Below are 24,957 nucleotides of genomic sequence, written 5' to 3'. Positions count from 1 at the left end.
GGGGCGGGGGAGAGGCGGGTGTCAGGCCATCTGCGGCGCCGCGATCTCGCGCACGTCGGTGAGCCGCCCCGTGATCGCGGCGGCCGCGGCCATGGCGGGCGACATCAGATGCGTGCGTCCGCCGCGGCCCTGCCGCCCTTCGAAGTTGCGGTTCGACGTGGCCGCGCAACGCTCGCCGGGGGCGAGCTGGTCGGGGTTCATCGCCAGGCACATGGAGCACCCCGCCATGCGCCATTCGAAACCCGCGTCCTTGAAGATGTCGGCAAGCCCCTCTTCCTCTGCCTGGGCGCGGACGAGGCCGGAGCCGGGCACCACCATGGCGCGGAGCCCGTCCTTGATCCGCTTGCCCTTGAGGATCGCGGCGGCGGCGCGCAGGTCCTCGATGCGGCCGTTGGTGCAGGAGCCGATGAACACCGTGTCGATCTCGATCTCCTGCAATTTCTGTCCCGGGGTCAGCCCCATGTAGTCGAGCGCGCGCCGGACGGCCTCTACCTTGCCGCCGGAAAAGCTGGCCGGGTCGGGAACCGCGGCGGTGATCGGCAGCACGTCCTCTGGCGAGGTGCCCCAGGTCACGACCGGCGAGATGTCCTCTCCCCTCAGGGTCACGACCTTGTCCCAATGGGCGTCGTCGTCGGAACGCAGCGTTTTCCACCACGACAGCGCGGCCTCCCACTGGGCGCCCTTGGGCGCGTGGGGGCGGCCCTGCACGTAGCGATAGGTGGTCTGGTCCGGCGCGATGAGACCGGCGCGCGCGCCGCCCTCGATGGCCATGTTGCAGACGGTCATGCGGCCTTCCATGGACAGGGCGCGGATGGCCTCGCCGCAGTATTCGATCACGTAGCCGGTGCCGCCGGCGGTGCCGGTATGGCCGATCACCGACAGGGTGATGTCCTTGGCGGTGACGCCGGGCAAGAGCCGGCCGGTGATCTCGACCTTCATGTTCTTCGACTTGGACTGGATCAGCGTCTGGGTGGCCAGCACATGCTCGACCTCCGAGGTGCCGATGCCATGGGCCAGCGCGCCGAAGGCGCCGTGGGTGGCGGTATGGCTGTCGCCGCAGACGACGGTCATGCCGGGCAGGGTCCAGCCTTGTTCGGGCCCGATGATATGGACGATCCCCTGGCGCACGTCGGAGACGGGATAGTAGTGGATGCCGAATTCGCGCGCGTTGGTGTCCAGCGCCTCGACCTGGATGCGCGATTCCTCATTCTCGATCCCCTTGGCGCGGTCCACGGTGGTGGGCACGTTGTGGTCCGGAACGGCGATGGTCTGGCCGGGCGCGCGGACCGTGCGGCCGGTCATGCGGAGCCCCTCGAAGGCCTGCGGGCTTGTCACCTCATGCACAAGGTGCCGGTCGATGTAGAGAAGCGACGTGCCGTCGTCGCCCTGGTGCACCAGATGTGCGTCCCAGATCTTGTCGTAGAGAGTCTTGCCAGCCATGGCGGGTCTCCTTGGTGGAGAGTGGGTCTGTGGGAGGGGCGGGGGGGCCGGCGGGCTACCCGCGCGCGAGGATCGACCGGCAGTCGCCCTGGAACCGCTCTGCCAGGCGGCGGTGGTCGCCCATATCGAACAGACATGTCATGGGGATGTCCCATACCGCAGTTCCGGCGCCTTCGGAAGGGGGCGCGGCGGACGTCCGAATGGGCCAGCTCACGACCTTCTGTTAACCAGCTATCCTTTTGGTAGGTGGCATTCGCAAATATCGGCGGATAGAACTTTGCAAAGGTATTTGAATTAAAGAGTGTTGGAATCGATGAGCGAGCACGTCCTGCTGCATCTGGGATACCACAAGACCGGATCGACAGCCCTGCAGGAACAGTTGTTCGCCAAGGAAGAGACCGGATACGCGCTTCCGGACGAGCCGCGGATCGACCTGATCGACAGGTTCGTGCTGCCCGGCCCGTTCGAGTTCGACTCCGCGGCGGTGCGGGCGCATTACGCCCCGTTCCTGGAGCGCACGGCCAAGGCCGGCCGCACGGCGGTGCTGTCCCACGAGCGGTTCTCAGGCTATCCGCCCAGCGGGGGGTTCGACGCGCCGCTTCTGGCCAGCCGGCTGCACGAGACCTTTCCGGAGGCGCGGATCCTGATCGTGGTGCGCGAGCAGCTGTCGAGCATCGCGTCCATGTACCTGCAATACATCACCGACGGCGGCGACAGGCGCCTGAAGGACTACCTGTCGCCCCATGGCCGCTATCTCAAGCGGTCGCCGGGGTTCAGCCCGTGCTTTTACCGCTACGACAGGCTGGTGACCCACTACCGCCGCCTGTTCGGCGAGGACCGCGTTCTGGTCGTGGCCCACGAAACGCTGATCGGCGATCCGCAATCGGTGGTCGACGCGATCTCTACCTTCTGCGGCCAGACCCCGCGTCCGTTCCGGTTCGCGCAGCAGAACGAATCCCGTCCCGCCAGCTTCCAGGCCATCCAGCGCCTGGTGAACCGCTATATCGCGCCGACGGAGTTCAACCGCACGGCGCTGATCCCCCATGCCGGCTTCGCCAAGCGGTTCGGATATCTCAGCCGCTACGTGCCGCGCGGTCTGACGCGGGCGCTGGACGCGCGGATCATGGCCGGTATCCGCTACCGGGTGTCGCAGAGCTTCGAGGGCGAGTTCGCGGCCTCCAACCGCCGGCTGGCCCGGATGACCGGGCTGGATCTGGCGGCGCTGGGCTACCAGACGAGCGAATCGCAGCCGGTCCGCAGCCCCGATCCGCTGTCCGTGGCGGCCTAGGGACGGGTTGCCGCCGGACCGGCGAAACGCCATCGTCCGGTCATGGATTCCGGGTTCGCAGCGCTTTTGTCCGACCTGACCGACATCTGGGGGCTCTTCAGCCTGCAGTTGCGCAACCTGCTGCTGCCGTCGCGGCTGTGGCAGATCGCCATCGTCGTGGCGGCATTCGCCCTGTCGCACCTGCTGCGCCGTCAGATCGGGCCGCGGATGCGCGACTGGATGAAGGGCCGCGACTGGCCCATCTGGCGGTTGCGGATCCTGCTGGTGGTGAACCGGCGGCTGCGGATCATCTTCTTCTCGGCGCTGATGTGGCTGGCGACCTGGGCGATGCGCCTGGCCACGCCGTTTCCGTCGCGGTCGTTCATCCTGGAGCTGGTGGCGACGCTGGCGACCGGTTGGCTGCTGGTGATCCTGGGGTCCCGCCTGGTGCGGAATCCGGCGGCCCGGACGCTCGTGCGCTGGGCGCTCTGGGCCTATGTGACGCTATGGGTGCTGGGCCTGACGTCCGAGGTCGCGCAGGCCGTGGACAAGATCGCCATTACCGTGGGCGAGGTGCGGCTGTCGCTGCTGACGGTCGTCAAGGCGGTGGTTCTGGCGTCGGTGCTGATCGTCGGCGCGCGGTTCCTGGCGGCAGCGGGGTCGGACCGGATCCGCCGGTCCGAGGATCTGTCGCCGTCGCTCCGCGTGCTGCTGGTCAAGCTCTTGCAGATCGCGCTCTACGGCATTGCGCTGTTCGCGGCGCTCAAGAGCGTGGGGGTGGACCTGACCGGGCTGGCGGTGCTGTCGGGCGCCATCGGCGTGGGCCTGGGGTTCGGCCTGCAGAAGGTGGTGTCGAACCTGGTGTCTGGCGTCATCATCCTGCTCGACAAGTCGATCAAGCCCGGCGACGTGATCTCCCTGGGCGAGACGTTCGGCTGGATCAACACGCTGGGCGCGCGCTACGCGTCGATCACCACGCGGGACGGCAAGGAATACCTGATCCCGAACGAGGACCTGATCACCGGACAGGTGGTGAACTGGTCCCATTCCAACCATTTCGTCCGGCTCGACGTCTATTTCGGGACGGCATACGGCGACGACCCCCACAAGGTCCGCCGCATCGCGGTCGAGGCCGCGCTGGGCGTCGCGCGGGTGCTGAGCGAGCGCAAGCCGGTCTGCCACATCGTCGGCTTTGGCGATTCCAGCGTCGACTACATCCTGCGGTTCTGGATCACCGACCCCACGGGCGGGCTGACCAACATTCGCGGCAACGTCTATCTGGCGCTGTGGGACGCGTTCAAGGAGCACGGGATCTCGATCCCGTTCCCGCAGCGCGAGGTGACGGTCCTCAACGAGCCGCTCGCGGTGGCCACCGGGACGCCGTCCTGATCCGGCATGCCGGTCCCGCGGGCCAGTCGAATGGTGCCTTGCGGCGGCGATGAAAACGCGGAACCTTGTGCGCCATGCCGCCGCCCGCCGCCCGTCCCGCACTGATCACCCCGGTCCTGGTGGCCGGATCCGTCGTCATCATGGTCAGCTTCGCGATCCGCGCCAGCTTCGGCGTGTTCCAGATCCCCATCGGGCAGGAGTTCGGCTGGCCCCGGGCCGAGTTCAGCCTGGCCATCGCGATCCAGAACCTGGCCTGGGGGATCGGTCAGCCGGTCTTTGCCGCGCTGGCCGAACGGTTCGGGGACCGCAAGGCGATCGTCGCGGGTGCGGTGCTCTACGCGGCGGGGCTGGTGCTGACGGCCTATGCGACCTCACCGCTGACCATGCAGGCGCTGGAGGTGTTCGTCGGCTTCGGCGTGGCGGGTACCGGGTTCGGCGTGATCCTGGCGGTCGTGGGGCGGGCTGCGTCGGCGCGCAACCGCTCCATGGCGCTGGCCGTCGCCACCGCGGCCGGGTCCGCGGGTCAGGTCATCGGCCCGCCGGTGGCGGAGGCGCTGCTGGGGCCGATCGGCTGGCAGGGCGTGTTCGTGGTGTTCGCCGCGGCGATCCTGGCGGTTCTGGCGGTCCTGCCCGCCCTGCGCGTGGCCGAGGCCGAGAGCGTCGAGGTCGCCGAGACCATGCGCCAGATCCTGGGCCGCGCGGTCCGCGATCCGTCCTATGCTCTGATCTTCGTCGGCTTCTTCGCCTGCGGCTACCAGCTGGGGTTCATCACCGCGCATTTTCCCGCCCTGGTCACCGAGATGTCCGCCGCCGTCGCGCCCACCGGCGCGCTGGCCGCCCTGGGCGTCGGCGACACGGCGGCGCTGGGGGCGCTTGCCATCGGGGTGATCGGCCTGGCCAATATCGCCGGCACGCTCACCGCCGGCTGGCTGGGCAACCTGTTCGCGCGCAAGTACCTGCTGTCGGGGATCTACGCCGCGCGGACGGTCGTGGCGGCGGCCTTCATCCTGCTGCCGATCACGCCGGGGTCGGTGCTGGCCTTCTCTGTGTTGATGGGGGTGCTGTGGCTGGCGACGGTCCCGCTCACCGCCGGGCTGGTCGGGCATCTCTACGGGCTGCGCTATATGGGCACCCTCTACGGGGTGGTGTTTTTCTCCCATCAGCTGGGGTCGTTCCTGGGGGTGTGGCTGGGCGGCGAACTCTACGACGCCTACGGCACCTATACGCTGGTCTGGTGGATCGGGGTGGGGGTCGGCGCGTTTTCGGCCATCGTGCATCTGCCGATCCGGGAGGTCCGCGTGCCGTTGCCGGCCTGAGGGACCGGCCGCGGGATCAGTCGGCGGCGGGGTCGCGCTGGGGCTCTGCCCCAGACCCCGGGATATTTCCGGAAAGATGAAGGTCCGCGCGGTCGAGCCGGCGGGCGGCGGCAAGGCCGGCGTGGCGTCCGGTGGCGAGGCAAGCGGTGATGAGATAGCCGCCGGTGGGCGCCTCCCAGTCGAGCATCTCGCCGCAGGCGAAGGTGCCGGGCCGGGCGGTCAGCATCAGCTCCGCGTCCAGCGCGTCCCAGGACAGGCCGCCGGCGGTCGAGATCGCCTGATCCATGGGACGGAGGCCCGCGTGGCGGACGGGCAGGCATTTGATCAGCGGGGCGAGGTCCTTGGGGAGCGGGCGGCCGAATTCCATCAGCAGCGCGATCTGCACGGGATCCAGGCGGAGCGCCTTGCGCAGCCGGTTCGAGACGGACCCTTTCGCGGTGGCGAGGCGCGAGGCGATGCGGTCCCGCGGCCAGTCGGGCTTGAGGTCGAGGGCGAGGGGCGCGCCGGATCTGAGCGCCGGGGTCAGCGGATAGAGGCCGCCGCCCTCCAGGCCGGCTTGGGTGACCACGAATTCGCCCCGGTACCGGGCCGTTCCCGCGATCAGACCGGTGTTCTTGACCGGCTGGCCGTGGTGCCGCGCCATATGCGGCGACCAGGCAACGCTGAGGCCGGCATTGGCCGGCGCGAAGGGCGTGACGGGCAGGCCGGCGGCGCCGAGGCGTTCGGCCCAGAGACCGTCCGAGCCGAGCCGCCGCCAGCTGGCCCCGCCCATGGCGAGGACCGTGACGCGGGGGGCGAGGGTGCGCGGCCCCCGGGGCGTGTCGAAGCCGGCGCCGCCGGTCCAGCGCCAGCGCGTGTTCAGCGCAACGCCCCGGCCGGCCAGCCGCGCGAGCCATGCGCGCAGCAGCGGCGAGGCCTTCATGGCGGTCGGAAACACCCGTCCGGTGGAGCCAATGAAGACCTCCTGGCCCAGCGATTCGGCCCAGCCGACCACCTCCGCGGGGCCGAATGCCCGCAGGATCGGCGCCAGCGGTACGGCGTCATAGGCGGCCAGGAAGGCGGCGGGATCCTCTGCCCTGGTCAGGTTGAGACCCGACTTGCCGGCCATCAGGAACTTGCGCGCCGCGGAGGGCATCTGCTCTGCGATCACGACCGAGCGTCCGGCGGCGGAGAGCGCGTCGGCGGCCATGAGTCCGGCGGGGCCGGCTCCGACGATCAGGGCGTCCGGGTCTGTCATGTGCGCGTCATAGGCACGTCCTGTGCGCAAAGGCAAAGGCCGCGGCGCTTTCCCCCGGCGCCGGCCCGCTAGGTTCGGACCGGAAGGAGACCCCCATGCCGGCCATCGTGTCCGTGAAGAACCTGACCAAGCGCTACGACAGCGGCACCCACGCGCTGAAGGACGTGTCGCTGGACATCGAGGACGGCGAGATCCTGGCGCTGCTGGGACCCAACGGCGCGGGCAAGACGACGCTGATCTCCTGCATCTGCGGCATCGCCTCGGCCACGTCCGGGACGGTCACGGTGGACGGCCACGACAATGTGCGCGACTACCGCGCGGCGCGGCGGCTGATCGGGCTGGTGCCGCAGGAGATCAACCTGGAGCCGTTCGAGACGGTGATGAACACGGTGCGCTTCTCGCGCGGGCTGTTCGGCAAGGCGCCCGACGACGCGCATCTGGAGCGGGTGCTGCGCCAGTTGTCGCTGTGGGACAAGAAGGATTCGCAGGTGCGCGCCCTGTCGGGCGGCATGAAACGGCGGGTGCTGATCGCCAAGGCGCTGAGCCATGAGCCCAAGGTGCTGTTTCTGGACGAGCCCACCGCGGGCGTCGACGTGGGGTTGCGCAAGGAGATGTGGGACACCGTGTCGGACCTGCAGAAACACGGGGTGACGATCATCCTGACGACCCATTACATCGAGGAGGCGGAGGCCATGGCCGACCGGATCGGCGTCATCTCCGGCGGCGAGATCAAGCTGGTGCGGGACAAGGCCGGGCTGATGCGCGAACTGGGCCGCAAGCGCTTCGTGATCGAGCTGGGCGAGGCGGTGGACATGCTGCCCGCCGCGCTGAAGGACTACCGCCTTGAGCGCGCGGCGGGCGGCTGCGAGCTGGTCTATACCTACGACACGCAGGGCGACGGGACCGGTATCCGGCGGTTGCTGAACGACCTGTCCGCCGCCGGGATCACCGCGCGGGACGTGCGCACCGAGCAGTCGTCGCTGGAGGATATCTTCGTCGATCTGGTTGACGGGGAGGGGCGGTCATGAACCTCACGGCGATCTGGGCGATCTACCGGTTCGAGATGGCGCGCGCGCTTCGGACGGTCACGCAGACGGTGGTATCGCCGGTGCTGTCCACGTCGCTCTATTTCGTGGTGTTCGGCGCGGCCATCGGCAGCCGCATCCAGGAGGTGGAGGGGGTCAGCTACGGCGCGTTCATCGTGCCGGGGCTGATCATGCTGTCGGTGATCACGCAGTCGATCTCGAACGCCAGCTTCGGGATCTATTTTCCGAAGTTCATCGGCTCGATCTACGAGCTTCTGTCGGCGCCCGCGTCGTTTCTGGAAATCACCGCCGGATACGTGCTGGCGGCGGCGACCAAGTCGCTGACCATCGGGGTCATCATCCTGATCACCGCGTTCTTCTTCGTGGACCTGCGGATTCAGCACCCGGTCTGGATGGTGGTGTTCCTGGTGCTGACCTGCCTCAGCTTCAGCCTGTTCGGGTTCATCGTCGGCATCTGGGCGACCAATTTCGAGCAGTTGCAGCTGGTGCCGCTGCTTTTGGTGCAGCCGCTGATCTTTCTGGGCGGCACGTTCTATTCCATCTCCATGTTGCCGGGGGTGTGGGAGCAGGTGAGCCTGTTCAACCCGGTGGTCTATCTGGTGTCGGGGTTCCGCTGGTCGTTCTACGGCATGGCCGATGTGGCGCTGGGCTGGTCGCTTCTGGCGATCTTCGGGTTCACCGGGCTGTGCGTGGCCATCATCGGGCTGATCTTCCGCACCGGCTGGCGGATACGCGACTGACCTTGGCCTTGGGAGCCGTCCCCCCTATGTCGGGCGGATGAGAAGATTCATCCCCTTCGTCACCAAGGATCCCATGGTGGCCGTTCTGCGGCTGCAGGGCATCATCGCCGGCGGCAGCCCCGCCCGGCTCAACGACATCGGCCTGGCCCCGACGATAGAGAAGGCGTTCCGGCGCGGCAGGCCCTCTGCGGTGGCGCTGCTGCTGAACTCACCGGGCGGCTCTCCGGTCCAGTCGTCGCTGATCGCCGCGCGGATCCGGCGGCTGGCCGACGAAAAGGGCATCCCCGTGATCGCCTTCGTCGAGGACGTGGCGGCGTCGGGCGGCTACTGGCTGGCCACCGCGGCGGACGAGATCTATGCCGATGCGAATTCCATCGTGGGATCCATCGGCGTGATCTCAGCCGGGTTCGGGTTCAACAAGTTCATCTCTCGCTACGGGGTCGAGCGGCGGGTCTATACCGCCGGCGACTCCAAGGCGATGCTGGACCCGTTCCAGCCCGAGAAGGACGAGGACATCGCCCGCCTCAGGCAGTTGCAGGACCAGATCCACGGCACGTTCAAGGCGCAGGTCCGCGCGCGCCGGGGGGCCAGGCTGGCCGACGATCCGGCGCTGTTCACCGGCGAGATCTGGGTGGGCGCGCGGGCGCAGGAAAAGGGGCTGATCGACGGCATCGGCCATATGGTTCCGGTGATGAAGGACCGCTTCGGCGCCAGGACGCGGTTCGTGACCTACAAGCAGCGCCGTCCGTTCCTGTCGCGGTTCGGGGCGCGGCTGGCCGCCGACGCGCTGGCCGGCGTCGAGGATCGCGCCACCTACGCCCGCTTCGGCCTTTGACGTGATCAAGATCGTCTCTCTGTTCCTCATCGGGATGCTGGTGCTGGCGATGTTCGGGCGGCTGCGCTTTCCGGGCCGGGACAGGCTTCGCAGCATGAAATGCGACGGCTGCGGACGCTATCGGATGGGCAAGGGGCCGTGCCCGTGCGGAAAGGGATGAGATGACCTATTTCATGGCGCTGCTGGGACTGGGCATCCTGCTGGGCGCGGGGGATTGCCTGGTCAAGGGCGCCGTGAACCTGTCCCTGCGGCTGGGCGTGCCGGCGCTGATCGTCAGCCTGACGGTGGTGGCCTTCGGCACCTCCGCGCCGGAGCTGCTGATCTCCATCGACGCGGTGCTGGACGGCGTGCCGGGCCTTGCGCTGGGCAACGTGGTCGGATCGAACACCGCCAACGTGCTGCTGGTGCTGGGGGTGCCGGCACTGATCTACGGCCTGGACACCAGCGCGAGCGAGGTCCGGCAGACCTACACGATCATGATGGGCGCGTCCGTCCTGTTCACCGCGCTGGCCTTCTTCGGGCCGTTCACCTGGTGGAACGCGCTGATCCTGCTGGCCGCGCTTGCGGCGATCCTGGGGATGCAGCTGCGCGAGGGGCTGGCGACGCGGGTCACCCCCGAAGACGTCGAGGGCGCGGATCCGGGCATGGCGGGCTGGAAGATCGGGGTATTTCTGGCCATCGGGCTGGTGGGCCTGCCGCTCGGGGCGAACATCCTCATCGACAGCGCCAAGGAGATCGCGCAATCGCTGGGCATCCCGGATTCGGTGATCGGCCTGACCATGGTCGCGATCGGCACCAGCCTGCCCGAGCTTGCCACCACCTTCGTCGCCGCCGCCAAGAGACAGGCCGACGTGGCGCTGGGCAATGTCATCGGGTCCAACATGTTCAACCTGCTGGCCATCATCGGCATCGCCGCGCTGGTCGGCGACATCCCGGTGGACGAGACGTTCCTGAGGCTCGACCTGTGGGTGATGCTGGCCGCGTCCCTGGCGATGGTGCCCTTCGTATTCACCTCTGCGCGGATGACCCGGCCGGTGGGTCTGGCGTTCTGCCTGCTCTATGGCTTCTACCTGTGGTGGGTGGTCGGATGAGGGCGCTGGTCACCGGGGGCGGCGTCCGCCTGGGCCGGGCCATGGCGCTCTACCTGGCCGGGCGCGGGTACGACGTTGCCGTGCATTACCGCAGCTCCGCGGACGGTGCCGCGGATGTCGTGGGCGAGATCCGCGCCATGGGCCGGCGGGCGGTGGCGGTGCGGGCCGACCTGCTGGATGAGGCGCAGACCGCGGGGCTGGTGGGCGCGGCATCGGACGGGCTGGGCGGGGCGCTGGATCTGCTGGTCAACAACGCCTCGATCTTCGAGCACGACACGATCCGGAACGCCACGCGGGAGAGCTGGGACCGGCACATGGGATCGAACCTGCGCGCGCCTTTCGTGCTGATCCAGGGCTTTGCCGCCCAGGCACCGGAGGCCGGGACGGATGCCCACGGAGAGCCTGTCGCGCGGGCGCTGGCGGTGAACATGATCGACCAGCGGGTAAAGAAGCTGACGCCGGAGTTCATGACCTATACCCTGGCCAAGATGGGGCTCTGGGCGCTCACCCGCACCGCCGCGCAGGCGCTGGCCCCGGCCGTCCGCGTCAACGCGATCGCCCCCGGCCCGACGATGCAGGGCACCCGGCAGAGTGCGTCGCATTTCGCGGCCCAGCGCGCGGCAACGGTGCTGGAGCGCGGCGCGGACGCCGGCGACATCTGCGCCGCGCTGGGCTATCTTCTGGATGCCCGCGCCGTCACCGGGCAGCTTCTCTGCGTCGATGGCGGGCAGCACCTGGCCTGGCGGACGCCCGACGTGCAGGGCGTGGAATAGGCGCATCGTGCCGGGCGTTCTGCACCGGGTCACGGAGCCGTCACACAAACGTCAGAAAACCCGGGAAATACAGGGACCTATGGATTCGACGATAATTTTCTTTAGCGATTTCAACGGAATGCGTATTCGACTAAAATGTAATCAAAGTGATCAACCCGCCTGAATCGCACGGAAAATACCCCCGCCCCCGACGTTGCGCACAGGTTTATCCACACAAACGGGGGAGGGCTTTCCTCTTGCCGAACGGATCCATATTTGCAGGGGCGCCCCGGAATCACGGTGATCCGATGACCGACCCGACCGATGCCGCCGACCTGCGCGGCCACGCCTGCATCCAGTCCTATCTGGGTTCGCTCGACGGCTCTCCCGGCGTCTACCGGATGCTGGATGAGCGGCAGGCGGTTCTCTATGTGGGCAAGGCGCGGAACCTCAAGAAGCGGGTGGCGAGTTACGCCAAGCCGTCGGGACACGCGCCGCGCATCGCGCGGATGATCCGCGACACCGCGTCGATGATGTTCCTGACGACCCGGACCGAGACCGAGGCGCTGCTGCTCGAACAGAACCTGATCAAGCAGCTCAAGCCCCGCTACAACGTGCTGCTGCGCGACGACAAGTCGTTCCCCAACATCCTGGTCACCGGCGACCACCCGTTTCCGATGATCAAGAAGCACCGCGGCGCCAAGCAGGAGAAGGGGTCCTATTACGGTCCGTTCGCCAGCGCGGGGGCGGTGAACCGGACGCTGACCCAGCTTCAGCGCGTATTTCTGCTGCGCAACTGTTCGGATTCCATGTTCGACAGCCGCACCCGGCCCTGTCTGCAATACCAGATCAAGCGCTGTTCCGGACCCTGCGTGGGACATATCTCGGAACAGGATTACCGCGGCAGCGTCCGCGACGCGGAGGAGTTCCTCCAGGGCAAGACGACGCGGGTCCAGAAGCAACTGGCGGAGGAGATGAAGGCCGCGTCCGACGACATGGCGTTCGAGCGCGCGGCGGCGTTGCGCGACCGGATCCGGGCGCTGACCCAGGTGCAGGCGGGGCAGGGCATCAATCCCGCCGGCGTGGCCGAGGCCGACGTCATCGCGCTGCATACCGAGGGCGGGCAGGCCTGCGTGCAGGTGTTCTTTATCCGCGCCAACCAGAACTGGGGCAACCGGGACTACTTCCCGCGCACCGGATCGGGGGCGGAACCCGCCGAGATCCTGGAGGGGTTCATCGGCCAGTTCTACGACAACAAGGAGCCTCCACGTATGCTGCTGCTGTCCGACGAGATCGAGGATCCCGACCTGATGGCCGAGGCGCTGTCCCAGAAGGCCGGCCGAAAGGTGCAGATCCTGGTTCCGCAGCGCGGCGAGAAGAAGGATCTGGTGGCCGGCGCGCTGCGCAACGCGCGCGAGAGTCTGGCCCGCAAGATGAGCGAGACGGCGACCCAAGGGCGGCTTCTGGCCGGACTGGCCGAGGCGTTCGACCTGGATCGCGCACCGGAGCGGATAGAGGTCTACGACAACAGCCACATCCAGGGCACGGATGCCGTGGGCGCGATGATCGTGGCCGGCCCCGAGGGGTTCCTGAAGAGCCAGTACCGCAAGTTCAACATCCGCGGCGACGATCTGACACCCGGAGACGACTTCGGCATGATGAGGGAGGTTCTGACCCGGCGGTTCAAGCGTCTGCAGAAGGAGGATCCCGACCGCGACAAGGGGCTCTGGCCGGACCTGCTGCTGATCGACGGCGGCGCGGGCCAGGTCTCTGCCGTGGCGTCGATCATGGCGGAGATGGGCGTGTCCGACATCGCCATGATCGGCGTCGCCAAGGGCATAGACCGCGACGCCGGCAAGGAGGAGTTCCACCGGACCGGCCGGCGGCCGTTCGCCCTGCGGCACAACGATCCGGTGCTGTATTTCGTACAGCGGCTGCGGGACGAGGCGCATCGCTTCGCCATCGGCACCCACCGCGCCAAGCGGGCGAAGTCGGTCGGGGCGACCCCGCTGGATGAGATCGCCGGCGTCGGCGCCGGGCGCAAGCGGGCGCTGCTGGCGCATTTCGGCTCTGCCAAGGCGGTGTCGCGCGCCGGGCTGGACGACCTCAAGGCTGTCGAAGGCATCAGCGAGGGTCTGGCCGAGAAGATCTATGGGTTTTTCCACGCGCGGGGATGACCGCCAGAGGCGAACGGACCTGACGTTTCGGCCATGTGTTCATGCCCCGCGCGATCGGCTATTTCTGTTGCGGGGAGACCGGCGGGGCGCGGCGCCGGACCGTCGACTGGGGGGATTGACGGTCCGGCGCCGCACCACGACCGGCCGCTTCCGGTATCAGATGCCGCACTGGTCCGAAAACGCCAGACGCGCGGCGCCGGTCCCGGGCTGCCGGTGTCCGTGAATGTCTGCCGTTCCCGCGGCGAGCCGACCGTGAGCCGGTTGCCAGTGTGAGAGAACGTCATCGTCGCGCCGTTCGCCACCAACGCGCTTCCCGTCTGGAACACCGGCGCGACCGGCACGCGGCGCCGGCGCCGGCGCCCGTCGGGCAGGGCGGTCCGGACCATCGGGCGTTCTTCACCAGCATAGGCGTCCCCAGGCCGCGTGGCGCCAAGGGCCGAAAGCTCTGAGTTTCCGTTTGACCGACAGCATGACCATGTAGCGCCCCGGCTCTTGCCTGCTGACCAGCGTTTTGCCGCCCTGGGCGGAGGTGCCACGCGCCCGCGGCGGCCGGACCCGCCGTCTTGCACCGCCTCACCGCCCTCCGCGACGGCGAATCATCGCCCCGGGGCGCGTTCAGAGCGCGCGCGACGCCACGCGGCCCTTTCGCCCCGGTGCGCGGGCCGCTATCTGTCACACATGCGCTGGACCGTTCCCAACATCCTTACCGTGCTGAGACTTCTGGCGGCCCCGGGCGTCGCGGTCGCGTTTTTGTATTTTCAGCGGCCGTATGCCGACTGGTTCGCATTGATCCTGTTCGTTCTGGCCGCCGTCACCGACTGGTTCGACGGCCATATCGCCCGGACCTGGAAGCTGGAGAGCCGGTTCGGCGCCATGCTCGACCCGATCGCGGACAAGGCGATGGTGATCATCGCGCTTCTGGTCATCGTCGGCTATTCGTCCATGTCGCCCTGGCTGGTCCTGCCGGCGACGGTGATCGTGTTCCGAGAGGTCTTCGTGTCCGGGCTGCGGGAATTCCTGGGCGCGCAGGCGAAGCTGTTGAGCGTCACCAAACTGGCGAAGTGGAAGACGACCGCGCAGATGGTGGCGATCGCCGTGCTCTTCTCACGCGATATTTTCCTGTATCATCTTCTGGACCGGACGCAGGGCATGGACGCCGCCACGGCCGGATCGGTTCCGACCGGCGCGGCGGCGGACGGGGCCGGCGTCCTGTGGCTGGCGCAGATGCGCGATGTCGCGGGAATCGCAGGCGTGACGCTGCTGTGGATCGCGGCGGCGATGACGCTGATCACGGGATGGGACTATTTCCGCAAGGCGCTGCCGTTCCTGAAGGAGCCCGCATGACACTGGACGTTCTCTATTTCGCCTGGCTTCGTGAGCGCATCGGCCTGCCGCGCGAAACCGTCGAGACCGGTGCCGCGACCGTCGCCGAACTGGTGGAGGAGTTACGCGCGCGTGAGGACCGCTACGACATGGCGTTTCGGGATCTGTCGGCGATCCGTGTCGCGGTCGATCAGCAGCTGACCGAGTTCGACACCTCCCTGAGCGACGCGCGGGAGGTTGCGTTCTTTCCGCCGATGACGGGGGGCTGATGCGGGTCGTGGTTCAGGAGGCGCCCTTCGGCGCGGGCGAGGAGGCCGAGCGTCTGGCCGCCGGGCGCGCCGACATGGGGGCGGTGGTGACGTTCTGCGGACTGGTGCGCGACACCCCGGACGCGGACCTGCGCTACATGGAGATCGAACACTATCCCGGCATGACCGCGCGGGCCATCGAGGCCATCGCGGCGGAGGCGGCGGCGCGATGGTCCCTGGGCGACGTCCTGGTGATCCACCGCCACGGGCGGTTGGCGCCGGGAGAGGCGATCATGATGGTCGGGACCGTCGCGCCGCACCGGGCGGATGCCTTCGCGGCGGCCGAATTCCTGATGGATTACCTCAAGTCGCGGGCGCCCTTCTGGAAGAAGGAAGTGACCGCCCGGGGCGCGGCCTGGGTCGAGGCCGCCGAGGCGGACGAGGATGCGCTGACCCGCTGGTAGCGCCAGCTTGGCCGATCCGTCTCAGCCGTGGGCATTCATCCGTTCGATGTAGTCGCGCAGTTCCGCGGCCTCCGCCCGGGCCTCGCGCAGGCCTTCCATGGTGGCGCGCAGCTCCGCCTCGGTCGCGTTGAGCTGGTTCGCCATCTCCGATTCGCGGTCCTGGAGATAGGCGATGGCCTGGTCGCGGGATTCCTCTGCCTCGTACATGGCGCGGGCCATCCGGTCGAGTTCGCCCAGGTCGGCCTGGCTCACGCGGGTCAGGCGATGGACGAGCCAGTTGGCGAACCATCCCAGCATGAAGGCCACGAAGAGGATGATCGCCGTCGCGATGACGAATTCGAACCGGTTCATTCCGTCGCCTCTGTCTCCGGGGACTGGGGCGCGTCGTCTTGCGCGTCCGTGGCCGCGCCGGTCTCTGCCTCCGCCGTCGCATCGGACGCCGCGGACCCGCTTTCCGGGTCCGTCGGGGTCTCGTCCGCCGCGCCGGGCGGTTCATCGGCCGTCAGAAGGCGGAATTCAATCCGCCGGTTCGCTTCCCGCCCCTCTTCGGTGCCGTTGTCGGCGATCGGAGTCTCCTCACCGTAGCCCACGGCGGTCAGGTCGCCCACGGGCACACGGCGGGAGAGAAGCGCGGCCAGAACGGCCTCTGCCCGCTCCTGGCTGAGCGATTTGTTCATCTCCTCGCGTCCCTGGCTGTCGGTATGGCCGCCGACCTCCATGGCCACGCCTTCGCACTTGCCCAGCACTTCGGCGATTGCGTCGACGCTGTCGCGGGAGGCCGGGGCGATCACGGCGGATCCCGGATCGAAGGCGATCTGTCGGGCCGAGAGGATTTCGTTGATCCGCGACACGCATTCATCGGGCGAGGGCAGCGCCAGCGTGGCGTCCAGGCGCTTGTCGTAGGCGATGTCGATGGAAAAGTCGGCGTCGTCGCCCAGGCGGCCGGAGAGGAGCCGCGCGACGGCCGACGGCGCGTCGGCGCTGCCGGAGGTGCCGGATACGCGGATCCCGCCGTCATCCACGCTGACCGCGCCGTGGTGGAGCTGCGACAGGGCATCGAGCGCGGCGAGGATGGTCGGCGACCAGCCCAGGGGCACGGGTTCGGCGATCTCGATGGCGGCATCCACCTGGTCGGCACCGAAGAGCGCGCGGGCCAGGCTGGTGGCCGCCGTGCGCGAGAGCTGCGTGCCGACCCGTCCCTGGAGCTGGACGAGGCCTTCCGGGCTGCGGGTGGCGACGAACTCGGCCGGCCCGGCCTCCGGCTCCGCAGCTTGGACATCGGCCTGCACGGCGGTCAGGGTGAATTCCTCGGGCAGGTCGCGGCGCAGGTCCGCGGCGATCCGCCCGAACCCATCGACTTCGGCGGCGGCCTCCAGCCGGACGTCCAGATCGCTGACGGTGAGCGTCCCGGTCCCGACCCCGCGCATGGCCTCCAGCGCCCGGGCGGCGGCATCGGCCCAGGCTGGGGACGGCGCGCCGAGCCCCAGGTCGCAGCGGACGTCTTCTGCCCCGAGGGATTCGGCCGCGGCCAAGATGCGCTGGCGGCCCTGGTCGGTAGCCGCGGCGCAGGCGTCGAACCGGGTGGTGCCCTCCTGCCGGGTAAGGCGGAGCAGAAAGGGCGAAATGACGGGGCGGGGGGCGGTAATGTCCAGGGCGATCTCCACGCCCTCCGGGGCCAGTCGGTTCAGGTCACGCGTCAGCTTCGCGCGGCTGTTGTCGTCCCGGGCCATGGTCTTGACGGCGACGCGCCCGGCCTCGATCGAGACCTTGGCCTTGTCGCTGCGCCTGAGCGCCTCGACCCCCAGTGCCACGGCGGCGTCCCAGGTGTCGGGCGACGGAAAGCGCGCGGTCTGCAGCAGATCGGTGATCGGCGTGTCCGGGGCGATGCGCGCGATGTCCTCCAGAAGGTCCATCCGGTCCATGTCTTCCGGTACGAGGCCGATCAGGGTGACGCCGTCGTTCGCGCGCAGCACCTCGATCGAGAAATCCGGCGCGGCGATGGCGTCGCGCTGGGCGACGTCCATCAGATCGACGACGCGCGCGCCGTCCACCACCATGCCCGCAAGGCTGAGGGCGCGGAAGCGGGCGGCCTCATCCGGGGCGGTGCCGGTCAGGCCCAGCTGCAGCCCGTCGGCGATGACATCGACCCAGCCGAATCCTTCGGCGCGCAGGCGTTCGGCCACGGCATCGACCGAGCGGGTCTCTATCTGGGTCGCGGCGACGTTGGCCGCGGCGACCGACACGGCGGCCGCGACGGCGAAGGTGACTGTGACGGTAAGGACGGATCTGATGGACATGGGGCGTATCCGGTTTTCGGGGTGGCGCAGGTCTAGACCCGTCGGCGTCCCGCGTCCATCAGGCCAGGGCCGCAAGAGCGAGAAACAGCGCGGCAAGAAGTCCCGTGTCGCGGTTCGACCGGAAGAGAATCAGGCAGAGCCGGGTGTCCCGCGGATCGAACCGCGACAGTTGCCAGGCCATATGCGCGGCCGCGGCGACGGGGGCGGACAGACCCAGGATCAGCGGGACGGCGCCCTTGTCCCGCAGGGCGGCGAACACCGCGAGCGCCATGAAGAGACAGGCGCCGGCCAGGAACCCGCGCAGCCATGGCGCGGGCCGGTCGCCAAAGAGGCGAGCCGTCGATTTCACGCCGATCAGCGCATCGTCCTCTGCATCCTGATAGGCGTAGATCGTGTCGTAGAAGAGCGTCCAGGCGATGCCCGAGAGGTACAGCAGAACCGCCGGCAGCTGCAGCGATCCGGCCAGCGCGGTCCAGGCCAGCAGCGCGCCCCAGTTGAAGGCGAGCCCCAGGAACACCTGTGGCCACCACGTGAACCGCTTGGCAAACGGGTACACGGCCACGGGCAGCAGCGACAGGATGCCCAGAAGAATCGCGTTGGCGTTGAAGGTCAGCAGGATCGCAAGGGCGGTGAGGCTCTGCGCGACCAGCCAGACCAGGGCCTGACGCGGACTCACCTGCCCGGAGGGGATGGGCCGTGATCGGGTGCGCGCGACGCCCGAATCGATGTCCCTGTCGGTGATGTCGTTCCAGGTGCAGCCCGCGCCGCGCATGAGAAACGCGCCGATGGCGCAGCCCACCCCGATCCAGAGCGCCGGCCACCCGATTTCGCCGCCGGCGGCCGCGGCCAGGAACAGTCCCCACCAGCAGGGCAGCAGCAGCAGCCACGTGCCGATCGGGCGATCCGCGCGGGACAGCCGCAGGTAGGGGCGCGTGGCCTTGGGGGCGCGGCGGTCCACCCAGTTGCCCTTGACGGCATCGGCCACCTGCCCTTTCGTCGCCTGTGTGTCCGACACCGGGAACCTCCTGTCTGATGGCCTCGACGATCCGGCTCCATGTAGAGCATCCGCTGGCGGCGGGGCAAACCGTCGCCCTGTCGCGCGAACAGGCGCATTATCTCTTCGGCGTGATGCGAAAGGGGGTGGGCGAGATCCTGGAGGTATTCAACGGGCGCGACGGGACCTGGACGGCAGAGGTGGCGGAGGCCGGGAAGCGGGCCGGCGTGCTGATCTGCCGGGAAAGGCGGGCCGCGCAGCGCGATCCGCCCGACGTCTGGCTGCTGTTCGCGCCGATCAAGAAGGCGCGCACCGATTTCATCGTCGAGAAGGCGGCGGAACTGGGCGTGCGCCGGATCTGCCCCGTGCAGACGGAGTTCACCAACTCCGAGCGGATCCGACGCGACCGCCTCCAGGCCCACGCGGTCGAGGCGGCCGAGCAATGCGGCGGCAATTTCGTGCCGGAGGTGGCCGGCATCGCCCCGCTGGGCACGCTGCTGGACGGATGGGACGCGCGGCGACGGCTGTTGTTCTGCGACGAGGCCCTGGCCGGTTCGGCGAGCGACCTGACCGATCTGCCCGCCGGTCCCTGGGCCGTGCTGATCGGCCCGGAGGGCGGATTCTCGGCCGCCGAGCGGGACCGGCTGCGGGCGTCGGAGGCCGCGCATCCGGTCAGCCTTGGACCACGGATCCTGCGCGCGGATACGGCAGCGGTCGCGGCGCTGACGCTGTGGCAACAGGCCCTGGGGGACTGGAGATGAGGCCGGTCGTTGCGCGGCACCCGCGCGGGTCGCGCGGCGTATCCGGAGCGATGCGGTCAGGGACGGAGCGGACCCGGTTCGCCGTCGGGTTCTTTGCGCCGGCCGCGTGCCCGGTCCCGTCAGCGGCCGCCCCGTGATCCGGGCCGAGGCGATCGCGCGCATCTTGCGCTGGCGCGACGTCCTGGTGGGGGCGGCGGCGACGGGGCTGGGTCTGTGGTGGGCGCTGACCGCCTTCGGCGTCCTGCGATGGGTCGGGGTGGCCGTCGCCCTGGGCGGGGGCGCGGTGCTTCTGGAGGCCGCGCGCCGCCTCCGGCGCCCCAGGGGCGGCGGCGGCGCCGGGATCGTCAGCGTGACCGAGCGGCAGATCACCTATCTGTCGGGCCACGGCGGCGGCGCGGTGTCGCTGGACGGTCTGCGGCGGGTGTCGGTCCTGCGGGACGGGGGCGCGCCGCGCTGGCGGCTCTTCGACGGCGACGGCCACGGTCTGGACATCCCCGCCGACGCAGAGAACGCCGAGGCCATCTTCGACGCGCTCATCGCCCTGCCCGGCCTGGCCGAACCGGATGCCGTCGCCGCACTGACGGAGGCGCGGAGCGGCGAGACGGTGGTCTGGGAGGCGGGGGCGAAGAGGCTCGGTTGACTTCCGCGGGACGGCCCGCCAAGTCCGGCGGATCAGATGGCGGCAGGCGAGGATCCGATGTCCATTCCCCAGCAGGGCGGCGGCCCCATCGAACGGCACGAGCAGCTTGCCGAGTACCTGGCCGACGGCTGCAAACCCAGGGACGCGTGGCGCATCGGCACCGAGCACGAGAAGTTCGGCTACTGCAAGGATACGCTGAAGCCGCTTCCCTATGCGGGCGACCGGTCGATCCATGCGGTGCTGTCCGGTCTCAGGGACCAGTTCGGCTGGGCGCCGGTGGAAGAGGGCGGCCACCTGATCGGGCTGGAAAAGGACGGCGCCAACGTGTCGCTGGAGCCCGGCGGGCAGCTGGAACTGTCCGGCGCGCCGCTGGAGACCATCCACGGGACCTGCGACGAGGTGAACGACCATCTGGCGCAGGTCAAGGCGGTGGCCGACCGGATCGGCGTCGGCTTCATCGGGCTGGGGGCGGCGCCGCACTGGACCCATGACGAGATGCCGCTGATGCCCAAGGGCCGCTACAAGCTCATGGACGGCTACATGAAGAAGGTCGGTTCGCTCGGCACGCAGATGATGCGGCGGACCTGCACGGTTCAGGTGAACCTGGACTTCTCGTCTGAGGCGGACATGGTGCAGAAGCTGCGCGTGGCGCTGGCGCTGCAACCCGTGGCGACGGCGCTGTTCGCCAGCTCGCCGTTCCTGGAAGGCCGGCTCAACGGGCACAAGTCCTGGCGCAGCCGGATCTGGCGCGATCTCGACGCGGCGCGCACCGGGATGCTTCCGTTCGTCTTCGAGGACGGGATGGGGTTCGAGCGATGGGTCGAGTACGTGCTGGATGTGCCGATGTACTTCGTCTATCGCGACGGTACCTATATCGACGCCCTGGGCCAGTCGTTCCGCGACTTCCTGAAGGGTGAGCTTCCGGCGCTGCCCGGCGAGATCGCCACGATGTCTGACTGGGCGGACCACCTGACGACGGTGTTCCCCGAGGCCCGGATCAAGAAATTCATCGAGATGCGCGGCGCGGATGGCGGACCCTGGCGCCGGCTGTGCGCCCTGCCGGCCTTCTGGGTCGGGTTGATGTACGACCAGACCGCGCTGGATGCGGCATGGGACGTGGCCAGGGGCTGGGACGCGGAGACGCGCGAGGGGCTGCGCATCGCGGCCTCGGTCGACGGGTTGCAGGCCAGAGTCGGGGATGTGGACATGCTGTCGGTTGCGCGGCTCTGCGTGGAAATCGCCGAGCAGGGCCTGAAGGCACGGGCGCGGCCCGGCGCGGGCGGCATGATTCCGGACGAGGCGCATTTCCTGAACGCCCTGAAAGAGAGTATCGAGAGCGGCCACGTCCTGGCCGACGAGCTGATCGCGCGGTTCGAAGGCCCCTGGAACGAAAACGTGACCCCCGTTTTCGGTGAGTTTTCCTACTGAAATAACGCGAATGAGGTGGGCGGGGCCGGCAGACTCCAGCCAATTTAATCATGCCCGTCTGGACCTTCCCGCAGTGTAGGGTAGTGTGTGCTCAAACGTCTTGGAGGTAATCGAACGATGAAGAGATTTATGATCGCGCTGCCCGTGGTGGTTCTCATTGCGGGCTGCCAGACCAACAACCAGGGCGCCCTGACGGGTGCCGCCCTTGGCGCCGCGACCGGCGCCGCCGTGTCCGGGAGCGACGACCGTGCCGCCGGCGCGCTGATCGGGGGTGCCGTCGGCGCCGCCGCCGGCAACTACATCGCCCGCAACAATCAGGGTCAGTGCGTCTATGAAAACCGGTACGGCGAGCGCTATACGGCCGCCTGCCCGTAACCGATCACCACGGGTCGGCGCGGGCGACCGCGCCGACCGGCCCTTACAGGGCGCGGGTCACTTTTTGCCGATTCGTGGCTCTGTCCCCGCGATCAGGCGCCCGATATTCGCGCGGTGCCTGACGAAAATCAAAGCCCCCATGAGCGCGAGGACGACCGCCAGCGCATCGGCACCGACCACGAGGGCGTAGAACGGCGCCAGCGCCGCGGCCACCAGTGCCGCCAGCGATGAGATCCGCGACAGCATGGCCGTCGCGAGCCAGGTGGCGCAGGCCGCCAAACCCAGCGGCCAGGCCAGCGCTAGGACCGTCCCCAGAAATGTCGCCACGCCCTTGCCGCCGCGGAATCGCAGATAGATCGGGAAGCAGTGCCCGACGAACGCGGCGGCACCGGCAAGAAGGCCCGCGAATTCCCCCATCAGAAGGCGCGCGACGATAACCGCGACGGCGCCCTTGCCCACGTCTCCGACGAGGGTCAGCAGGGCTGCCAGCCTGTTCCCGGTCCTCAACACGTTGGTCGCGCCGATATTCCCCGAACCGATGCCGCGCAGGTCCCCCAGCCCGAAGAGCCGGGTGACCAGCAGGCCAAACGGGATGGATCCGAGCAGGTAGGCAAGGAGTGCGGTGGCAATCGGCATGGTCGGCGTCCCCAGGGGCATCCCGCGTCAACAGTGGCCTTGCGTCACGGGTGTGTCACGCTTGTTTCATTTGAGGATACGTCCCGAAAGGCTAGTTTCGAGCAGGAAGGCAACGGGAGAGCACCATGGCCGGCCGATGGAAGAACGATCTGACGTTGGATGACGTGACGCCGCGGGGGATCTATCTGAACCGACGGCAGATGCTGACGTCACTGACCGCGGCGGGACTGGGACTGTCGGTCAGTCCTGCGGCGGCGCAGGGCGCCGATCTGGAACCGAACACGTTCGAGGACATCACCAGCTACAACAATTTCTACGAGTTCGGTACGGGCAAGTCGGATCCCGCAGAGTATGCCGGGCAGCTGACGACCAGCCCCTGGACCGTGGAGATCGACGGGCTTGTGGATCGGCCCGGACCGGTGTCCATGGACGATATTCTGTCACGCATGGAGATCGAGGAGCGGATCTACCGTCTGCGCTGCGTCGAGGCATGGTCCATGGTGATCCCGTGGCAGGGGTTCGAATTGGCGGACCTGCTGGAGATGGCCGGCGTGCAGGACGGCGCGCAGTTCGTGGCCTTCCAAACCCTGTTGCGCCCGGAAGAGATGCCCGGCCAGAAGCGTCCGATCCTTGATTGGCCCTATATCGAAGGGTTGCGGCTGGATGAGGCGATGCACCCGCTGACCATCATGGCGACGGGACTCTACGGCAAGCCGCTTCCGAACCAGAATGGGGCGCCGCTGCGGCTGGTCGTTCCGTGGAAATATGGGTTCAAGTCGATCAAGTCGATCGTGCGGATCACCCTGACCGACCGGCAACCGGAGACGACCTGGAACCTGGCCGGTCCGGACGAGTACGGGTTTTACGCTAATGTGAATCCGAACGTGGACCATCCGCGCTGGAGCCAGGCAACAGAGCGCCGCGTCGGCGGCGGGCTGTTTTCCAGGCGCATCGATACGATGATGTTCAACGGCTACGAGGACGAGGTCGCGTCGCTTTACCGGGGGATGGACCTGGCCGAAAACTACTGATGACCCGAACCCAGAGGGTCAATGCGGCGCTCCGCCAGGTGCCGTCCTGGGCGGTCTATGGCCTGGGGGCGCTGATCCCGGTCTATTATCTCTATCTTGGGCTGACCGGCGGTCTGGGGGTAGAACCCGTCAACGCGCTGGAACGCGCACTGGGAGACCTGGCCATCAAGGCGCTGGTCGTCGTCCTTGCGGTGACTCCGGTCCGCAGATGGACCGGAATCAGCCTGGTGATGCACAGGCGCGCTCTCGGGCTGCTCGCGTTCTTCTATGTGGTATGTCATTTGCTCGTCTGGGCATTGCTCGACGTTCAGGACTTCGGCCGGGTCTGGGCCGACATCGTAAAGAGGCCGTACATTTCCATTGGAATGATCGCATTCGTGTTGCTGCTGCCTGTCGCCGCGACATCGAACAACCTGTCCATTCGAAAGCTGGGACCGGTGCGCTGGCGCAGAGTTCATATGCTCACCTACGCCATTGGCGTGTTGGGCGCGGCTCACTACATCATGGTCCAGAAGACGTGGGAGGCGGAACCACTTATCTATCTTGCCGTCATTCTCGGGCTGGTTGCGACACGCTTGCCTGCGCTGAGACGCGAATTCGCAAGCTGAAAGGAAGCACATCCATGGGTCGGATATCCAAAGCAGGCCGGACTCTGTCCGCAACGGCGGGGATCGCGTTGTTGGTGGCGGGGGGCGCAATTCTGAGCGCGAGCGGCGCGGCGGCCGACCCCGATCCCAAGTCGGTCTCACCGGTCACCACCTTCGTGGGAGAGATGGCGGTGCCGATGCCCGGTGGCGGGATCGATCGTAGCCAGATCGACAATTCCCTGCGCTTCGAGCCCCTGCAGAGCTTTGACGAGATGTTCCTCCGCGACGACGTTGTGTTCCTGATGCGGCACGGTCCGACCGACTGGTCCAAACTGGACCGCAAGGATGTGGCTCCGACCGACTGCGCGAATCAGCGTGTCCTGTCCGACCAAGGCCGCAAGGATACAGAGGATTTGGGTGCGCTGCTGGCGTTCAACGATATCCGGTTCGGCCGAATCGTCGTCAGCGAATGGTGCCGGAATCAGCAGACCTACGACGCGCTGGAGCGCGGCTACGACTCTGTCGAACCGGGAGCCTGGGAGGCGACGCCGGTCGAGGCGAGCGCGGATCTCAACCTGTTGCTTTCGCTTCAGGGGGCGCCGAACGTAACAAAGTTGCGGGCCTTGGTGTCCGGCTGGGACGGCGGCGACCAGACGGGCCCGCTGCTTATCATCAGTCATTTCACCAACATTCAGGAGCTGACCGAGTTCGCTGTGTACGAGGGTGAGATGCTGGTCCTGGACCCCAAGCGGGAGAACCGCGTGCTGGGATATGTTAGGTTGCGGACCGCCCAGCCGGACATCGGCCACTTCAACGTCGCCACCCGGGATGCGATCTACGAAGCGGACGGTTCGGTCGATCCGGCGGCCGCCGCTGCGGCGGG

The 24,957-nt window shown here is 68.2% G+C and carries 26 protein-coding genes (1 of these 26 only partly in view); 20 read left to right on the top strand and 6 right to left on the bottom strand.

Translation table 11 applies throughout. From position 1 onward, the window contains the following. Nucleotides 1-21: 21 nt before the first annotated feature. A complete protein-coding gene (gene leuC, locus KW83_RS11965) occupies nucleotides 22-1,440 on the bottom strand; it encodes a 3-isopropylmalate dehydratase large subunit (protein WP_036178909.1) in 1,419 nt (472 codons plus the stop codon). Between the two features lie 313 nt (nucleotides 1,441-1,753). Here leuC and KW83_RS11960 point away from each other — a divergent pair, with 313 nt between their 5' ends. The 3 genes from KW83_RS11960 to KW83_RS11950 all read left to right on the top strand — a co-directional run bounded on the left by KW83_RS11960 (nucleotide 1,754) and on the right by KW83_RS11950 (nucleotide 5,412). Beyond that, on the top strand, nucleotides 1,754-2,728 hold the full coding sequence (locus KW83_RS11960) for a sulfotransferase (RefSeq protein ID WP_036178906.1): 975 nt from the start codon (nucleotides 1,754-1,756) through the stop codon (nucleotides 2,726-2,728). 42 nt (nucleotides 2,729-2,770) lie between these two features. Continuing rightward, complete coding sequence (locus tag KW83_RS11955) at nucleotides 2,771-4,096, top strand: mechanosensitive ion channel family protein (RefSeq protein ID WP_036178903.1); 1,326 nt, start codon at nucleotides 2,771-2,773, stop codon at nucleotides 4,094-4,096. A gap of 74 nt (nucleotides 4,097-4,170) precedes the next feature. Next, entirely contained in the window at nucleotides 4,171-5,412 is a 1,242-nt protein-coding gene (locus KW83_RS11950) for an MFS transporter (protein WP_036178901.1), read from the top strand. Nucleotides 5,413-5,428: 16 nt separating this feature from the next. Here the strand turns inward: KW83_RS11950 and KW83_RS11945 are convergent, their stop codons facing one another. Further along, nucleotides 5,429-6,649 (bottom strand): TIGR03862 family flavoprotein, encoded by a 1,221-nt coding sequence (locus tag KW83_RS11945; RefSeq protein WP_081904589.1) that lies wholly within the window; start codon nucleotides 6,647-6,649, stop codon nucleotides 5,429-5,431. A 95-nt stretch (nucleotides 6,650-6,744) separates the two neighbouring features. On the opposite strand from KW83_RS11945, the gene KW83_RS11940 reads away from it, so the two are divergent. The 10 genes from KW83_RS11940 (at nucleotide 6,745) to KW83_RS11895 (ending at nucleotide 15,325) form a co-directional block, all read left to right on the top strand. After that, nucleotides 6,745-7,677, top strand: coding sequence for an ABC transporter ATP-binding protein (locus KW83_RS11940; RefSeq protein WP_036178900.1), 933 nt, complete (start codon nucleotides 6,745-6,747; stop codon nucleotides 7,675-7,677). Beyond that, complete coding sequence (locus KW83_RS11935) at nucleotides 7,674-8,435, top strand: ABC transporter permease (RefSeq protein WP_036178898.1); 762 nt, start codon at nucleotides 7,674-7,676, stop codon at nucleotides 8,433-8,435. Before KW83_RS11940 ends, KW83_RS11935 begins: the two co-directional genes overlap by 4 nt. A gap of 37 nt (nucleotides 8,436-8,472) precedes the next feature. Next, entirely contained in the window at nucleotides 8,473-9,270 is a 798-nt protein-coding gene (locus KW83_RS11930; RefSeq protein WP_036178895.1) for a S49 family peptidase, read from the top strand. A 1-nt stretch (nucleotide 9,271) separates the two neighbouring features. After that, entirely contained in the window at nucleotides 9,272-9,430 is a 159-nt protein-coding gene (locus tag KW83_RS21170; RefSeq protein ID WP_200879680.1) for a hypothetical protein, read from the top strand. Between the two features lies 1 nt (nucleotide 9,431). Then, nucleotides 9,432-10,361, top strand: a complete 930-nt coding sequence (locus KW83_RS11920; RefSeq protein WP_036178890.1) for a calcium/sodium antiporter — start codon at nucleotides 9,432-9,434, stop codon at nucleotides 10,359-10,361. Next, complete coding sequence (locus KW83_RS11915) at nucleotides 10,358-11,134, top strand: SDR family oxidoreductase (RefSeq protein ID WP_036178887.1); 777 nt, start codon at nucleotides 10,358-10,360, stop codon at nucleotides 11,132-11,134. Before KW83_RS11920 ends, KW83_RS11915 begins: the two co-directional genes overlap by 4 nt. A 287-nt stretch (nucleotides 11,135-11,421) precedes the next feature. Then, nucleotides 11,422-13,290, top strand: coding sequence for an excinuclease ABC subunit UvrC (uvrC, locus tag KW83_RS11910; protein ID WP_036178882.1), 1,869 nt, complete (start codon nucleotides 11,422-11,424; stop codon nucleotides 13,288-13,290). A gap of 678 nt (nucleotides 13,291-13,968) precedes the next feature. Continuing rightward, the gene (gene pgsA / locus KW83_RS11905) at nucleotides 13,969-14,634 is read left to right on the top strand and encodes a CDP-diacylglycerol--glycerol-3-phosphate 3-phosphatidyltransferase (RefSeq protein ID WP_036178879.1); all 666 of its coding nucleotides are present in this window, start codon (nucleotides 13,969-13,971) and stop codon (nucleotides 14,632-14,634) included. Continuing rightward, nucleotides 14,631-14,882, top strand: coding sequence for a molybdopterin converting factor subunit 1 (gene moaD / locus KW83_RS11900; RefSeq protein WP_036178876.1), 252 nt, complete (start codon nucleotides 14,631-14,633; stop codon nucleotides 14,880-14,882). Before pgsA ends, moaD begins: the two co-directional genes overlap by 4 nt. After that, nucleotides 14,882-15,325 (top strand): molybdenum cofactor biosynthesis protein MoaE, encoded by a 444-nt coding sequence (locus tag KW83_RS11895; RefSeq protein WP_036178872.1) that lies wholly within the window; start codon nucleotides 14,882-14,884, stop codon nucleotides 15,323-15,325. Before moaD ends, KW83_RS11895 begins: the two co-directional genes overlap by 1 nt. 21 nt (nucleotides 15,326-15,346) lie before the next feature. Here the strand turns inward: KW83_RS11895 and KW83_RS11890 are convergent, their stop codons facing one another. From KW83_RS11890 to ubiA, 3 genes are read right to left on the bottom strand one after another with little or no spacing between them, the layout of a single operon-like run. Next, a complete protein-coding gene (locus KW83_RS11890; protein ID WP_036178870.1) occupies nucleotides 15,347-15,676 on the bottom strand; it encodes a prefoldin domain-containing protein in 330 nt (109 codons plus the stop codon). Beyond that, a complete protein-coding gene (locus KW83_RS11885; RefSeq protein ID WP_036178866.1) occupies nucleotides 15,673-17,622 on the bottom strand; it encodes an OmpA family protein in 1,950 nt (649 codons plus the stop codon). The genes KW83_RS11890 and KW83_RS11885 overlap by 4 nt, the downstream gene beginning before the upstream one ends. 58 nt (nucleotides 17,623-17,680) lie before the next feature. Beyond that, entirely contained in the window at nucleotides 17,681-18,637 is a 957-nt protein-coding gene (gene ubiA / locus KW83_RS11880) for a 4-hydroxybenzoate octaprenyltransferase (protein ID WP_036178863.1), read from the bottom strand. A 17-nt stretch (nucleotides 18,638-18,654) separates the two neighbouring features. On the opposite strand from ubiA, the gene KW83_RS11875 reads away from it, so the two are divergent. The 4 genes from KW83_RS11875 (at nucleotide 18,655) to KW83_RS11860 (ending at nucleotide 21,820) form a co-directional block, all read left to right on the top strand. Continuing rightward, nucleotides 18,655-19,377 (top strand): 16S rRNA (uracil(1498)-N(3))-methyltransferase, encoded by a 723-nt coding sequence (locus KW83_RS11875; protein WP_036178861.1) that lies wholly within the window; start codon nucleotides 18,655-18,657, stop codon nucleotides 19,375-19,377. A 133-nt stretch (nucleotides 19,378-19,510) separates the two neighbouring features. Continuing rightward, nucleotides 19,511-20,017, top strand: a complete 507-nt coding sequence (locus tag KW83_RS21715) for a hypothetical protein (protein WP_036179041.1) — start codon at nucleotides 19,511-19,513, stop codon at nucleotides 20,015-20,017. Between the two features lie 57 nt (nucleotides 20,018-20,074). After that, nucleotides 20,075-21,445, top strand: coding sequence for a glutamate--cysteine ligase (locus KW83_RS11865; RefSeq protein WP_036179038.1), 1,371 nt, complete (start codon nucleotides 20,075-20,077; stop codon nucleotides 21,443-21,445). A 117-nt stretch (nucleotides 21,446-21,562) separates the two neighbouring features. Further along, complete coding sequence (locus KW83_RS11860; RefSeq protein ID WP_036178858.1) at nucleotides 21,563-21,820, top strand: glycine zipper 2TM domain-containing protein; 258 nt, start codon at nucleotides 21,563-21,565, stop codon at nucleotides 21,818-21,820. A 57-nt stretch (nucleotides 21,821-21,877) separates the two neighbouring features. Here the strand turns inward: KW83_RS11860 and plsY are convergent, their stop codons facing one another. Further along, nucleotides 21,878-22,477: a glycerol-3-phosphate 1-O-acyltransferase PlsY gene (gene plsY, locus KW83_RS11855; protein WP_036178855.1), complete on the bottom strand. Its 600-nt coding sequence runs from the start codon at nucleotides 22,475-22,477 to the stop codon at nucleotides 21,878-21,880. Nucleotides 22,478-22,581: 104 nt separating this feature from the next. On the opposite strand from plsY, the gene msrP reads away from it, so the two are divergent. The 3 genes from msrP to KW83_RS11840 all read left to right on the top strand — a co-directional run. Then, nucleotides 22,582-23,487 (top strand): protein-methionine-sulfoxide reductase catalytic subunit MsrP, encoded by a 906-nt coding sequence (gene msrP / locus KW83_RS11850; RefSeq protein WP_036178852.1) that lies wholly within the window; start codon nucleotides 22,582-22,584, stop codon nucleotides 23,485-23,487. Continuing rightward, the gene (msrQ, locus tag KW83_RS11845; protein WP_036178849.1) at nucleotides 23,487-24,095 is read left to right on the top strand and encodes a protein-methionine-sulfoxide reductase heme-binding subunit MsrQ; all 609 of its coding nucleotides are present in this window, start codon (nucleotides 23,487-23,489) and stop codon (nucleotides 24,093-24,095) included. Before msrP ends, msrQ begins: the two co-directional genes overlap by 1 nt. Nucleotides 24,096-24,169: 74 nt before the next feature. Continuing rightward, a protein-coding gene (locus KW83_RS11840) for a SixA phosphatase family protein (RefSeq protein WP_235191418.1) crosses the window boundary here: on the top strand, nucleotides 24,170-24,957 show its 5' portion. 31 nt of this gene lie beyond the right edge of the window; the window shows 788 of its 819 coding nt (coding positions 1-788); it begins with the start codon at nucleotides 24,170-24,172; its stop codon lies beyond the right edge, outside the window.

It is taken from the genome of Palleronia rufa, from assembly GCF_000743715.1.
Classification (GTDB): Bacteria; Pseudomonadota; Alphaproteobacteria; order Rhodobacterales; family Rhodobacteraceae; genus Palleronia; species Palleronia rufa.
The sequence above is the reverse complement of the archived record's forward strand: the minus strand, read 5'-3'. Positions and strand labels throughout refer to the sequence as shown.